General features: G+C 63.5%; 12 protein-coding genes. 5 read left to right on the forward strand and 7 right to left on the reverse strand.

The window, feature by feature from the left end; translation table 11 throughout:
- A partial coding sequence (locus EN991_RS06135) for a glycine cleavage T C-terminal barrel domain-containing protein (protein ID WP_164768880.1) occupies positions 1–500 on the forward strand: 500 nt, incomplete at its 5' end.
- A gap of 1 nt (position 501) precedes the next feature.
- Here the strand turns inward: EN991_RS06135 and EN991_RS06140 are convergent.
- Positions 502–1,134 carry a class I SAM-dependent methyltransferase gene (locus EN991_RS06140; protein WP_164753586.1) on the reverse strand — a complete coding sequence of 211 codons (633 nt, stop codon included), beginning with the start codon at positions 1,132–1,134 and terminating at the stop codon, positions 502–504.
- A gap of 103 nt (positions 1,135–1,237) precedes the next feature.
- Here EN991_RS06140 and EN991_RS06145 point away from each other — a divergent pair, with 103 nt between their 5' ends.
- Positions 1,238–2,140 carry a phosphotransferase family protein gene (locus tag EN991_RS06145; RefSeq protein WP_027161837.1) on the forward strand — a complete coding sequence of 301 codons (903 nt, stop codon included), beginning with the start codon at positions 1,238–1,240 and terminating at the stop codon, positions 2,138–2,140.
- Between the two features lie 7 nt (positions 2,141–2,147).
- Here the strand turns inward: EN991_RS06145 and EN991_RS06150 are convergent, their stop codons facing one another.
- Positions 2,148–3,071 (reverse strand): DMT family transporter, encoded by a 924-nt coding sequence (locus tag EN991_RS06150; protein WP_013528034.1) that lies wholly within the window; start codon positions 3,069–3,071, stop codon positions 2,148–2,150.
- Positions 3,072–3,176: 105 nt separating this feature from the next.
- Complete coding sequence (locus EN991_RS06155) at positions 3,177–4,457, reverse strand: amidohydrolase family protein (RefSeq protein WP_127368372.1); 1,281 nt, start codon at positions 4,455–4,457, stop codon at positions 3,177–3,179.
- A 169-nt stretch (positions 4,458–4,626) separates the two neighbouring features.
- Here EN991_RS06155 and EN991_RS06160 point away from each other — a divergent pair, with 169 nt between their 5' ends.
- Positions 4,627–6,381 carry an ABC transporter ATP-binding protein gene (locus EN991_RS06160; protein WP_027161839.1) on the forward strand — a complete coding sequence of 585 codons (1,755 nt, stop codon included), beginning with the start codon at positions 4,627–4,629 and terminating at the stop codon, positions 6,379–6,381.
- Positions 6,382–6,539: 158 nt separating this feature from the next.
- Here the strand turns inward: EN991_RS06160 and ilvD are convergent, their stop codons facing one another.
- Positions 6,540–8,384: a dihydroxy-acid dehydratase gene (gene ilvD, locus EN991_RS06165; RefSeq protein WP_063171117.1), complete on the reverse strand. Its 1,845-nt coding sequence runs from the start codon at positions 8,382–8,384 to the stop codon at positions 6,540–6,542.
- Positions 8,385–8,637: 253 nt separating this feature from the next.
- Here ilvD and EN991_RS06170 point away from each other — a divergent pair, with 253 nt between their 5' ends.
- Positions 8,638–9,108, forward strand: coding sequence for a VOC family protein (locus tag EN991_RS06170; protein WP_027163762.1), 471 nt, complete (start codon positions 8,638–8,640; stop codon positions 9,106–9,108).
- A gap of 75 nt (positions 9,109–9,183) precedes the next feature.
- Here the strand turns inward: EN991_RS06170 and EN991_RS06175 are convergent, their stop codons facing one another.
- The 3 genes from EN991_RS06175 to EN991_RS06185 form a co-directional block, all read right to left on the reverse strand.
- On the reverse strand, positions 9,184–10,776 hold the full coding sequence (locus tag EN991_RS06175; RefSeq protein ID WP_063171116.1) for a peptide chain release factor 3: 1,593 nt from the start codon (positions 10,774–10,776) through the stop codon (positions 9,184–9,186).
- A gap of 100 nt (positions 10,777–10,876) precedes the next feature.
- Complete coding sequence (locus tag EN991_RS06180) at positions 10,877–11,806, reverse strand: haloalkane dehalogenase (RefSeq protein WP_127368373.1); 930 nt, start codon at positions 11,804–11,806, stop codon at positions 10,877–10,879.
- The gene (locus tag EN991_RS06185; RefSeq protein WP_127368374.1) at positions 11,803–12,399 is read right to left on the reverse strand and encodes a TetR/AcrR family transcriptional regulator; all 597 of its coding nucleotides are present in this window, start codon (positions 12,397–12,399) and stop codon (positions 11,803–11,805) included. The genes EN991_RS06180 and EN991_RS06185 overlap by 4 nt, the downstream gene beginning before the upstream one ends.
- A 121-nt stretch (positions 12,400–12,520) precedes the next feature.
- Between EN991_RS06185 and EN991_RS06190 the strand changes: the two genes are divergently transcribed.
- Positions 12,521–13,597: an FAD-binding oxidoreductase gene (locus tag EN991_RS06190; RefSeq protein WP_127368375.1), complete on the forward strand. Its 1,077-nt coding sequence runs from the start codon at positions 12,521–12,523 to the stop codon at positions 13,595–13,597.
- Positions 13,598–13,793 lie beyond the last annotated feature (196 nt).

Here is a 13,793-nt window from a genome sequence, read left to right on the forward strand (position 1 = left end):
CGCTGATGGCGGCAGGCAAAAAGCACGACATCCGCCCGATCGGCTATCGGGCACTGGAATCGCTGCGGCTGGAAAAGGGCTATCGTGCCTGGGGCTCCGACATCACGCCCAACGACACGCCGCAGGAAGCCGGGCTCGGCTGGGCGGTCAAGCTGCGCAAGAACACGGATTTCATCGGACGGCGCGCGCTGGAGAAGACCAGCGGCACGGCAATGAAGAAACGCTTTGCCGGCTTCACGGTCGACGACCCCGAGATCGTGCTGCTCGGCCGCGAAACCATCCTGCGCAATGGCGAGCCTGTCGGTTATCTCACCAGCGGCGGTTATGGCTATACGCTGGGCAAGACCATCGGCTACGGCTACGTGCGCAACGCCGACGGGGTCAGCGACGATTTTCTCGCCTCGGGCGACTACGAACTGGTGGTTGCGATGGAGAGGACGCCGGCCAAGATCCACCTCGAGCCGATGTACGACCCGGCAGGCGCGAGGGTCAAAGCGTAGGTCAGGTCACGCGCAGTGCGAGGCCGCGGCTGGGCACGGTGTCGGCTTCGCCGGGCATCGAGACATAAGGGCGCGTTTCCTCGACGCGGGTGACGAGGCCCTGCGCCTCGAGCTCAGCGACGCGCGTGGCGAAGCCCTGATCCCACAGCGAGTTCTTGACCGTCAGCACGATGATGCCGCCCGGCCGGCATATGCGGATCAGTTCGTCCAGCCCCTCGACGCCGACATGACCTGATGTGAAGACGCCGGCCGAGATCACTCCGGCATAGGCATCATCGGCAAAGGGCAGATGACCGCCCAGCGCCAGGCAATGGAGCGCGGAATAGACACCCTTGCGGGCCGCCTGATCCAGCATGCCTTGTGAAATATCGAGTGCCTCGACTTGCGGGTAACCGGCAATATCAAGCCATTCGCCGATGAGACCGGTGCCGGCCCCGGCATCGAGCAGCGGTGCTGAACCGCGCGGCAGATGGCGGGTCAGCAGCGCAAGGCAGATCGTCGGATGGCGATAGCCGGCGGCCGACATGTCGGCGTCGTAGGTCTGCGACCAACGATCATAAAGTGCGGCGACCTCTTCGGGCCGCTTTGCCGCGTAGGCCGCGCCAAGCGCGCCCTGATGTTTGCTGTCCGCCACTTTGATCCAGTCCGCCAATTTTTGATCTCGCAGTGATGATAGCCAAAGCGCGAAAATTGTGGAACCGTTGCCGCGACAAATAACAGTGTGTGGGGGCGCAGGCATGATTACAGACGAGGCGCGTGCGGCACTGGACGCCATTCCCATGCTGGCCGGCTACAGCGGGCCGCTGGAACGGCTGGGCGGCCTCACCAATCTCGTCTTCAAGGCCGGCGACTTCTGCCTGCGCATTCCTGGCAAGGGCACCGAGGAATACATCAACCGGGCCAACGAAGCGGTGGCCGCACGCGAAGCGGCAAAAGCAGGGGTCAGTCCCGAGGTGCTGCATGTCGATGCCGGCACCGGGTTGATGGTGACACGCTACATCGCCGGCGCCGAAACCATGTCGGAGGAGAAATTCAAGGTTCGGCCGGGCAGTCCAGCCCGCGCCGGCGAGGCCTTTCGCAAGCTGCACAATTCAGGCGCGGTGTTTCCCTTCCGCTTCGAGCTGTTTGCGATGATCGACGACTATCTCAAGGTGCTGTCCACCAAGGAGATCGCCTTGCCCGCCGGCTATCATGACGTGGTGCGCGACGCCGAGAGCGTGCGGTCGGCGCTGGCCGCCCATCCGCTGCCTCTCGTCGCCTGTCATTGCGATCCGCTGTGCGAAAACTTCCTCGACACCGGCGAGCGGATGTGGATCGTCGACTGGGAATATTCGGGCATGAACGACCCGCTCTGGGACCTTGGCGACCTCTCCGTGGAAGGTAAATTCGATCTGGCGCAAGACGAAGAGATGATGCGCGCCTATTTCGGCGGCGAGGCGAGGCCGGCGGAGCGCGGCCGCATCGTCATCTACAAGGCGATGTGCGACCTGTTGTGGACGCTGTGGGGGCTGATCCAGCTCGCCAACAACAACCCGGTCGATGATTTTCGCGCCTATGCCGACGGGCGGTTCGCGCGCTGCAAGGCGCTGATGGAGACGTCCGAGTTTTCACGGCATCTGGCGGCGATCCGCCGGGGGTGAGCCTGGACTAATTCACGCCCTTCGGCACGTTTTCGGGCGGCACCGTGGTCTCGACCACTTTCTGGCGGTGGAAGATGAACAGGCCGGCGAGAACGACAATGCCCGAGCCGATCAGGATGCGCGGACCGGGAACGTCGCCGAAGAACACCAGTCCGAACACCACCGCCCACAGCAGCAGCGTGTAATGCAGCGGCGCCAGCGTTGAGGCCGGCGCCAGCTTGAGCGCCCTGGTGATCATCAGATGGGCGCCGCAGGAGACGATGCCGAGCAGCAGCATGGCGCCGAGATCGAGCGCCGACGGCGTCTGCCAGGCGCCGATGCTCAGCACGCCGCCGACCAGCAGTGTGCCGATGGTCTGCCATGTCACCAGATTGGTGTCGCTGGTGCCACGCAGGCGGCGGTTGAGGATGATGGCGAAGGCGAAGGAGATACTGCCCACCAGCGCAAAGCCTGATGACAGCGAGAACGCCGCCGAGGACGGTTTCAGCATGATCAGCACACCGCAGAAGCCGAGCAGGATCGCCATCCAGCGGCGCCAGCCGACCTTTTCGCCAAGCAAGAGGTGCGAGAGTGCCGCGACGTAGATCGGCCCCGCCATGTAGAAACTCATCACATCGGCCAGCGGCAGATAGACCACGGCGGCATAGAAGAGCGCGGTGTCGAGCGTGGTCATCACCACCCGCAGCAGCTGCAGCTCCAGGCGTTCCATGCGAAACAGCTTGGCCGGGCCCTGGTTGGCGATCATCGGGCCGAGCACGAAGAAGGCGCCGATGGAGCGGATCAGCACCACCTGGCCGACGGAGAAGCTGGCGACCAGCCATTTGCCCATGGCGTCGTTCAGCGCAAACAGGAAATCGCCGGCCAGCATCAGCAGAATGCCGGCCAAAAGCACATTCCTGATCGTCGAATTCTGCGCCACGGGCTGCGTCATGCCGATCCCGATTCCTCCCTGGTAGCCGCGTCGTAGACGGAAGTGGCTGCCTTGACGAGGAGAATTCGGGCAATGGGTAAGACCAGCGCCGGGAATCGGCTGTATCTAGCTGGATATGTGCCGCCGGTTCACCATTCCCGGCCTTCCGCCGATGGACAGCCTGGTTTCCTGCTTCGTCCGCTCCGCCACCACCTTGCCCCTGGCGATGACGCACAGGCGCTCGGCGCGCAGCCGCAGGGCTTCGACCGGATTGCCGGCATCGAGGACGACCAGGCTGGCGCGCTTGCCGACCGCCAGGCCGAGATGATCGAGGCCCATGATCGCGGCATTGACGTTGGTGACCATGTCGAAGCAGCGCGCCATCTCTGCCGGGCTCGACATCTGAGCGACGTGCAGACCCATGAAGGCGACATCGAGCATGTCGGCGGTGCCCAGCGAATACCAGGGATCGAGCACGCAATCCTGGCCCCAACCGACGCGAATGCCGAGCGCCAGCATCTCCTTGACCCGGGTAAGGCCGCGGCGCTTCGGGAAGGTGTCGTGGCGGCCCTGCAGCATGATGTTGATCAGCGGATTGGGAATGACCGAGACGCCGGCCTCGGCGATCAGCGGCAGCAGCTTCGAGACGTAGTAATTGTCCATCGAATGCATCGAGGTGAGGTGCGAACCGGCGACCTTGCCCTGCAGACCAAGACGCTGCGTTTCATAGGCCAACTGCTCGATATGGCGCGACAGCGGATCATCGGTCTCGTCGCAATGCAGGTCGACCATCAGGCCGCGGCTGGCCGCGATCTCGCACAGCTCCGTTACCGAGCGCGTGCCGTCGGCCATGGTGCGCTCGAAATGCGGGATGCCGCCGACGATGTCGACGCCCATGTCGAGCGCGCGGATGGTGTTTTCACGCGCCGATGGAGAGCGATAAAACCCGTCCTGCGGGAAGGCGACCAATTGCAGATCGATGTAGGGAGCGACCGTCTTCTTGACCTCGAGCAGCGCCTCGACCGCCAGCAGGCGGTCATCGCAGACATCGACATGGGTGCGGATGGCGAGCAGGCCCATCGACACCGCCCAGTCGCAATAGGCCAGCGCGCGATCACGCACCGCCTCATGCGTCAAAAGCGGCTTCAACTCGCCCCACAGCGAAATGCCTTCGAGCAGCGTACCCGACGCGTTGATGCGCGGAATGCCGTAGGAGAGCGTCGCGTCCATGTGGAAATGCGGATCGACGAAGGGCGGCGAGACCAGATTGCCATGGGCGTCGACCTTCGTCCGCGCGGAACCCTGGAGAACGGGCTCGATCGCCGCGATCGTCTCACCGTTGATGCCGATGTCGGCAACCCTGCCATCAGGCAGTGTGCCGCCGCGAACGATAAGGTCGAAATCCATCCGTCGTCATCCCGTCAAAAGAATCATCTGATATAGCCGAGGCTGAAAATCGCATCCCGTCGATGCCGCTTGCAACAGCGATTTGTCCGCGGCGGCCGCGGATGGTTTCATCCGGCCGCAACTCCCTCTATAAGCCGCCTTCGTTGTCCCGGTTTCAAGGATCCGCCGTTTGTTTCGTTTCTTCCGCTCGACGGAAAACCAGCGCCTCGTCGCGAGGTTGATCCGGGAATCCTTTTATCAGCACAGGTTTGGCTACGGCGCCGCGATCTTGTCGATGCTTGTGGTGGCCGCCACGACCGGCGCCAGCGCCTGGATTCTCAAAGAGATCACCGACGAATTCGTAGTCTTCAAGCGGATTGACCGGGTCAACCTGATTGCGGGCGGGGTCGCCACGATCTTCATCCTCAAGGGCCTCGCCAACTTCATTCAGGCCTATTTCATGAGCCGTGTCGGCAACGCCATCATCGCCGACCGCCAGCGCAAGATCTACGACCGCATCCTGGCGCAAGGCATCGAATTCTACCATTCGACCTCGTCGTCCGACCTGATCACACGCATGACCAACAATGCGCAGGCGGCACGCAACGTGCTCGACCTCGTTGTCACGTCCTATGTGCGCGATCTGTTGTCGCTGGTCGTCCTGGTAGGAGTCATGGTCTGGCAGCAGCCAGCCTTGTCTATAATCTGCTTCGTCGTCGGCCCCTTGGCTATCTACGGGGTCAACCGCATCCTGAAACGTGTTCGCAAGTTCGCCGCGATGGAGTTTCGCTCGGTCGGCCAGATCGTGCAGGTGATGCAGGAAACGGCAATCGGCGTGCGCGTCGTCAAATCCTTCAACCTCGAAGGCGCGATGCGCAACCGCATGTACAAGGCCGTGTCGGACGTCGAGAACCGGGCCAATAACATCGCGACGCTGGAGGCTGCGACAAGCCCGGTGATGGAGACGCTGGCCGGGCTGGCAATTGCCGGGGCCATCTTCGTCAGCGGCTTCCTGGTCTTGCAGGGCGGCCAGATGCCGGGAAACATCATGGCCTTCATCGGGGCACTCCTGTTTGCCTATGAGCCGGCAAAGCGCCTTGCACGCGTGCGTATATCGCTGGAAAGCGGCATTGTCGGCGTGCGTATGATGTTCGAGCTCGCCGACCAGCCGCTCACTCTGGTCGAGAAGCCGGACGCGAAGCCGCTTCTGGCCGGACCGGGCGAGATCCGGTTCGACGCCGTCGACTTCGCTTATCAGAAAGGGCCGCCGGTGCTGGACAGGTTCGATCTGACGCTTGCGCCCGGCAAGATGACGGCGCTGGTCGGGCCTTCCGGCGGCGGCAAGTCGACGATTCTAAACCTGATCATGCGCATGTATGATCCGCAGAGCGGCAGGGTGCTGTTCGACGGTCAGGATATTTCCCATGCGACGCTCGCATCGCTGCGGGAAAAGATCGCCTATGTCAGCCAGGATACGTTCCTGTTTGCCGGCACCATCATGCACAACATCCGGCTTGGGCGCGAGGGTGCGACCGACGATGAGGTGATCGCCGCCGCCAAGGCGGCCAACGCGCATGACTTCATCAGCGCGCAGGCGAAAGGCTACGAGACGGATGTCGGCGAGAATGGCGGCCTACTGTCGGGCGGCCAGCGCCAACGGATCTCGATCGCACGCGCCATGCTGCGCAATGCGGAGATCCTGCTGCTGGACGAAGCGACCAGTGCGCTCGACGCCGAATCGGAAGCGCTGTTCCGCGACGCGCTGCAGCAATTGACGGAAGGCCGCACGACGATCGTCATCGCGCACCGTCTGTCGACCGTGCACCAGGCCGACACAATCGTGGTGCTCGAAGCCGGCAAGGTGGTGGAAAGCGGCCCGCACAAGACCTTGCTCAAGCAGGGCGGGCTTTACCAGAAGCTCTATGAGTATCAGTTGATGCCGTGATGGTGTTCCGGATATTGGAGCCAGCCCCCTCATCCGGCCCTTCGGGCCACCTTCTCCCCGAGGGGAGAAGAGATCGTCAGGGCCGGCGCCAGCCTCTTCTCCCCAGCGGGGAGAAGGTGGCCGCGTAGCGGCCGGATGAGGGGGCCTGGGCGCGAACCTTATTCCGGCACAAACCTCACCGCGCCCTTGGCCGCGCTGGTGGCCATGGCGGCATAGGCGCGCAAGGCGGTCGTCACCTTGCGCTTGCGCTTTTCCTCCGGCTTCCAGGCCATGGCGCCCTTGGCTTCCATCGCCGCCCGTCGCGCAACGAGTTCCGCCTCATCGACAGCCAGGCGGATGCTGCGGTTCGGGATGTCGATCTCGATCGTATCGCCCTCCTGCACCAGTCCGATCAAACCGCCTTCGGCAGCTTCCGGCGACGCATGGCCGATCGACAGGCCCGAGGTGCCGCCGGAGAAGCGGCCGTCAGTGACCAGAGCGCAGGCCTTGCCGAGGCCCTTCGACTTCAGATAGCTTGTCGGGTAGAGCATTTCCTGCATGCCGGGGCCGCCGCGCGGTCCTTCATAGCGGATGACGACGACATCGCCGGCCTTGATCTCATTGGACAGGATCGCCTTGACGCTGGAATCCTGGCTTTCGAACACGCGGGCCGGGCCGGTGAATTTCAGGATCGATTCATCGACGCCCGCCGTCTTCACGATGCAGCCGTCGAGCGCCAGATTGCCCTTCAGCACGGCAAGGCCGCCATCCTTGGAAAAGGGATGTTCGGTCGAGCGGATAACGCCTTTCTCGCGGTCGAGATCGAGCTCGTCCCAGCGGCGCTCCTGGCTGAAGGCGACCTGTGTCGGCACGCCGCCAGGGGCGGCGAGGAAGAAATCGCGCACGCTCTGGCTGGTCGTGCGGGAAATATCCCAATGGTCGAGCGCTTCGCCCAGGGTTGACGTATGCACCGTCGGCAGGTCGCGGTTGAGCAGGCCGGCATTGTCGAGCTGGCCGAGGATGGCCATGATGCCGCCGGCGCGGTGGACGTCTTCCATGTGGACGTCGGACTTGGCGGGCGCCACCTTGCACAGCACCGGCACCTTGCGCGACAGCGCGTCGATGTCGTCCTGATCGAAATCGATCTCGCCCTCATGCGCCGCAGCCAGGATATGCAACACGGTGTTGGTCGAACCGCCCATGGCGATGTCGAGCGTCATGGCGTTCTCGAAAGCGCCCTTCGAGGCGATGTTGCGCGGCAGTGCGGTTTCGTCGTCCTGCTCGTAATAGCGCTGGGCGAGATCGACGATCAGGTGGCCGGCCTCGACGAACAGACGCTTGCGGTCGGCATGCGTCGCCAATGTCGAGCCGTTGCCGGGCAGCGACAGGCCAAGCGCCTCGGTCAAACAATTCATCGAATTGGCGGTGAACATGCCCGAGCAGGAGCCGCAGGTCGGGCAGGCCGAGCGCTCGATGACCTTGACGTCCTCATCGGAGATCTTGTCGTCGGCGGCCGCGACCATGGCATCGACCAGGTCGAGCGCCTGCGTCTTGCCGGCGAGCACCACCTTGCCGGCTTCCATCGGACCGCCGGAGACGAAGACGGTCGGGATGTTGAGGCGCAACGAGGCCATCAGCATGCCGGGCGTGATCTTGTCGCAATTGGAGATGCAGACCATGGCGTCGGCGCAATGCGCGTTGACCATGTATTCGACGGAATCGGCGATCAGCTCGCGCGACGGGAGCGAATAGAGCATGCCGTCATGGCCCATGGCGATGCCGTCATCGACGGCGATGGTGTTGAATTCCTTGGCAACGCCGCCGGCCTTTTCGATCTCGCGCGCGACCAATTGGCCGAGATCCTTCAGATGAACATGGCCCGGCACGAACTGGGTGAAGGAGTTGACCACCGCAATGATCGGCTTGCCGAAATCCGAGTCCTTCATGCCGGTGGCGCGCCAGAGGCCGCGAGCGCCGGCCATGTTGCGGCCATGGGTGGTGGTGCGGGAACGATAGGCAGGCATGTTTTTTCCTTGGTGGCTGGCCGCAGCCCAGGGGTTGGCGCGGCGGAGCTGAATTCGGACCGCAGGCGTTATAGACGCGCAAGTATGGTCTGGCCACAATTTTGCAATGCGCCAGATTCTCTCAAAAAAATGCGTGGCACTGTCGGATGGCGCGCTGCATGTCCGTCCTTGGGCAGACGGCAAGGAGATGGCACCATGTTCGGAGTCAGCCGTTTCACAGGAACAGCGACCGAAACAGCACGAGGAGCACGACATGCAAAAGATCACCACCTGCCTGTGGTTCGATGGCCAGGCCGAAGAGGCCATGAATTTCTACGTCTCCATCTTCAAGAATTCGAAGGTGCTGAGCGTGATGCGCTGGCCCAAAGGCCACGCCGATGAAGGCAAAGTGCTGGTGACCACGTTTGAACTCGACGGCGTGCAGTTCCAGGCGCTCAATGGTGGACCGCAGTTCAAGCACAGCGAAGCGATGTCGCAGTCGATCGACTGCAAGACGCAGGAAGAGGTGGATTACTTCTGGGACAAGCTCATCGAAGGTGGCGGCCAACCATCGCAATGCAGTTGGCTGAAGGATAAATTCGGCGTCTCCTGGCAGGTTGTGCCGGAGCAGCTGCCGCGCCTGCTCCTGGATCCGGACCGGGCCAAGGCCGGCCGCGTAATGTCGGCGATGATGCAGATGAGCAAGATCGACATCGCCAAGATAGAGGAAGCTGCCAGAGGATAGTCGAGGGTCGCGCCGCCCCTCATCCGCCCTTCGGGCACCTTCTCCCCGTGAACGGGGAGAAGGAAAAAGCGCGACTTACGCCGCTCTGTCGCGGACCTGATAGTCCTTGATCGTGGCAAACTCGATCGCCTTCCAGCGCTCCGCTTCGTAGTTCAGCGAGAAGGCGTGCTGGGCGAGGAACACCGGGTCGTTGTCGAGGTCGCGGGCGATGTCGCCGCGATGCGCCTCGATGAAACGCAGGACCTCGGCCTTGTCGTCGGCCGAGATCCAGCGGCACACGGAAAAGCGCGACATCTCGAATTCGACCGGCAGGGTGTATTCGAAGTTCAGCCGTTCCTTCAGGACGTCGAGTTGCAGCGCGCCGACGACACCGACGATGGCCGGTGAGCCGTCCTCGGGCGAAAACAGCTGCACGACGCCCTCCTCTGCCATCTGGTGTAGCGCTTCCTTCAGCTTTTTGGCCTTCATCGCGTCGCCGAGGCGGACACGGCGCAGGATTTCCGGGGCAAAATTCGGAACGCCGCGGAACAGGATTTCCTCGCCCTCGGTCAGCGTATCGCCAATACGCAGCGTGCCGTGGTTGGGAATGCCGACGACGTCGCCGGCAAAGGCCTCGTCGGCGGTGACGCGTGTGCGGGCAAAGAAGAACTGCGGCGCCGACAGCGACATCGGTTTTCCCGTGCGTACCAGCTTGGCCTTCATGCCGCGCTCGAGCTTGCCCGAACAGACGCGGACGAAGGCTATGCGGTCGCGGTGGTTGGGATCCATGTTGGCCTGGATCTTGAAGACGAAGGACGTCATCTTCTCTTCGGTCGCCTCGACCTTGCGGGTGTCGGCCTCTTGAGCACGCGGCGGCGGTCCAAAAGCGCCGAGCGCCTCGATCAGGTCGCGCACGCCATAATTGCGCAGCGCCGAGCCGAAATAGACCGGCGTCAGGTGACCCTCGCGGAAGGCTTCTATATCAAGGGGTCTGCATGCTTCCCGCGCCAGCTCCAGCTCCTCGATGAAGGCCTCGCGCTCGTTCTCCGGCAAAAGGCCGGCGACGCGGTTGGAATCGGGACCGTTGACCGGCGTGCGCTCCTTCTCGTCGTCGCCCCTGCGCACGGCGTTCAGCGCCAGATGGTAGGTGCCGGAAAAATTCTTGCCCCGGCCGATCGGCCAGGTGATCGGCGCCGTATCCAGCGCCAGCTTCTGCTCGATCTCATCGAGGATCTCGAACGGATCGCGGCTTTCGCGATCCATCTTGTTGACGAAGGTGATGATCGGGATGTCGCGTAGCCGGCAGACTTCGAAAAGCTTCAGCGTGCGCGGCTCGATGCCCTTGGCGGCATCGATGACCATGACGGCCGAGTCGACCGCCGATAGCGTGCGATAGGTGTCGTCTGCGAAATCCTCGTGGCCGGGCGTGTCGAGCAGGTTGAAGACATTGTCCTCATACTCGAAGGTCATCACCGAAGTGACGACCGAAATGCCGCGCTCACGCTCGATCTTCATCCAGTCCGACCGCGTCTGGATCTTGTCCTTCTTGGCCTTGACCTCGCCGGCAAGCTGGATGGCGCCGCCGAACAGCAGCAGCTTTTCGGTGAGCGTGGTCTTGCCGGCGTCCGGGTGCGCGATGATCGCGAAGGTGCGGCGGCGCGCCACTTCTTCTTCTATTGCTTCGGGCATTCTCTGGGATTTCCGTGTGACAGGCCGGGCTTCTAGCAGCGCAGTCCGGGCCTGTCGACCGGTCCGGCGGCAGGGAAGCCGCCGGAAGCCATGGCTTGCTTCAGGCCAATTCGGCCGTGCGGCTCGCCTGAACGACCTCGGGGAGCCAGCCGGCAATGGTGCCGCCTATCGCGTCGGCATGGTCTTCTTGCAGATAGTGCGCACCGGGTCCGAGATTGATGAACCGGCAGTTCTTCAGCCCGGCGGCGAATTCGCGTGCGGCCTGCGGCGCAATCAGCGCGCCGGGATCGCCCGCAAACAGCAGTTTCGGATAGGTGGAGAGCCGAAGTGCGCGATGATCATGTTCGCTGATGGCGGCAACGTCGGCGGGCTGGCCCTCGATCGGCAATTCCCGAGGCAGGCGCAACACCGGCTTTCGCGATTGCGGTGTCGGGAACGGCGCCCGGTAGACGGCCATCTCCTCATCGCTCAGTGTACGCAGCACCGAGGCCGGCAACACTTTTTCGACGAAGACATTGTCTTCCAGGACCAGCTTCTCGCCGACACCCGGCGTGCGCAGCGCCTTGAACATTTCGCGGGCTTGCGGGCGCTGATGAAAATCCTCCCAGCGCTCGAAGGGTCGGATGAATTCCATGAAGGCAAGGCCGAGCACGCGTTGCGGTCGCCGCGCCGCGAGATGGAAAGCCAGGGCCGTGCCCCAGTCCTGCGCGACCAACACCACTTCCTGGATGTCGAGCACGTCCAGGAAGGCGTCGAGATAGCGGACGTGATCGAAGAAGCGATAATCGATATCGGGCTTGCCGGATTGGCCGTAGCCGATCAGGTCGGGCGCGATGCAGCGACCGAGCGGCGCGACATGCGGGATGATGTTGCGCCAGATGTGGGATGAGGTCGGATTGCCATGCAGGAACAGAACGGTGGGGCCGGACGCTCCCGTCTCGACATAGGACATGGTCGAATCGAGCACGGCGATCTGCGAGCGTCTCGGTGCAGCGACGCCAGCTTGAGAAATGTTGGCTTTCGAACTCATGGGGTCGGCTCCTTTGCAAAAACTGTGCTGAAGATGATTTTCTTGAACCGCTCGAGCGGCGCGGGGCTACGTTCAACCTTCATGCGCAGCATGGCGCCCTGCCAAGACGACAGCAGGAAGTCGGCAAGGTCCTCGGCCTCGAAGGTCTTGGAGATGTCGCCGGCTGCCTGGCCTTCGGCGATGCAGGCGGCGAAGGGCTGGCGCCAGCGTTCGAAGATGTCGACGAGTTGCAGGCGCAGCGGCTCGCTGTGGACCGCGGTCTCGAGGCTGAGATTGCCTATCATGCAGCCGCGTGCCCAATCATGCGCCTCAAGCTTCGAGGTGATGACATCGACGTAGCGCCTCAGCCGGCCGATGGGCGGCGTGCCGTCCTGCGCCAAGGCTTTCTCGACCAACGTGCCGACATAGGCGAAATAGCGGTCCAGCACCTCCCCGGCAAACTCCTCCTTGGAGGCAAAATGGTTGGTGAACGAGCCGGGCCGGGCGTCGGCGGCGGCAACGATGTCGCGCACACCGGCGGCGGTATAGCCGGAATTCCAGATGGTCCGGAACCCGGCGTCAAGGAGGTTTTCGCGGAGTGATTGTCTGGCCATACCGATATAATACGTACGTACGTATTGATGTCAAGCCGAATAATTTGCGTTGCCGATGTTGGCAAGCGGGGGTGGCACTGGAAGAGTGTCCCTCAGGGGGTGGCGAGTTTGAGGAGCGAACATGGCTGCCGTGAAACAAGTGATCGTCATCGGCGCCGGCATCATCGGTGCTTCCATGGCCTGGCACCTGACCAGGGCAGGCGCACAGGTGACGGTTATCGCCGCCGACAGCGCCGCCGGTGGGGTCGCCACGCCGAACTCCTTTGCCTGGATCAATGCCACCTGGGGCAATCCGGAGCCCTATTTCCGGCTGCGCACCCGCGCCATGGCCGAATGGTCGCGGCTGGCGCGGGACGTGCCCGGCCTGCCGCTCAACTGGTGCGGCGGCCTGTGCTGGGATCTATCGGCGGCCGACATGGAAGCCTATACCGCGCAGCATTCGGCCTGGGGCTACGGCATCGAGCGCGTCGACCGCGCCGGCGCGGCCCGTATAGAGCCTAATCTCACCGAACTCCCGGACGTCGCTTTGCATGTCGCCGAAGAGGGCGTTGCCGAGCCGGTCGCGGCAACGAAGGCGCTGCTGGCCGATGCCGAACGACGCGGCGCGCGGATCATCTCCAGCACGGTGACGGCGCTTGTCCAGACAGGCGGCAGGATTTCGGGCGTCGACACATCGCATGGGCTGCTTGCCACCGACGAGGTGTTGATCGCGGCCGGCGTCGGCTCGGCGGGCATTGCCGCCACCGCCGGCATAAATCTGCCGCTCGAGACGCCACCTGGCCTGATCGTCCACTCGCGGCCCTACGAGAAACTGCTGAACGGACTGGTGCTGGCCGAGCGGCTGCATATGCGCCAGACCGCCGAGGGCCGTATCATCGCCGGTTCCGATTTCGGCGGCGCCGACCCCGGCATGGATGCGCAAGCCACCGCCAGCGAACTGTTCGCGGTCCTGAAAGCCAGCCTGCGCGGCGGAGACGGGCTGGCGCTCGATTTCCACACGGTCGGTTACCGGCCGACGCCGATCGACGGTTTTCCGATCATCGGCCGCGCCGAGGGCATGGACGGCGTCTATGTCAGCGTCATGCATTCCGGCATCACGCTGGCGCCGGCCGTCGGCCTGTTTGCCGCTCGCGAAATCCTTGATGGCGAGCGCGATCCGCTGCTCGCGCCTTACGGGTTGGGACGGTTTGCTCAATAACCCGGACGGACGGCAGCGTCGGCCGATGTCTGTATAGGTTAACGCCCTACGGCGCCCCCCTCTGTCCTGCCGGACATCTCCCCCTCGAGTGGGGAGATTGGCAGTTTCGGCGCCTCGCTCAGTCCCGCAAGGTCGGCGATTGGCGAAAGCCGTCGCGACATCCAATCTCCCCCCTTGAGGGGGAGATGTCCGGCAG

Source organism: Mesorhizobium sp. M7A.F.Ca.US.005.03.2.1, from assembly GCF_003997795.1.
In the GTDB taxonomy this organism is placed as follows: Bacteria; Pseudomonadota; Alphaproteobacteria; order Rhizobiales; family Rhizobiaceae; genus Mesorhizobium; species Mesorhizobium ciceri.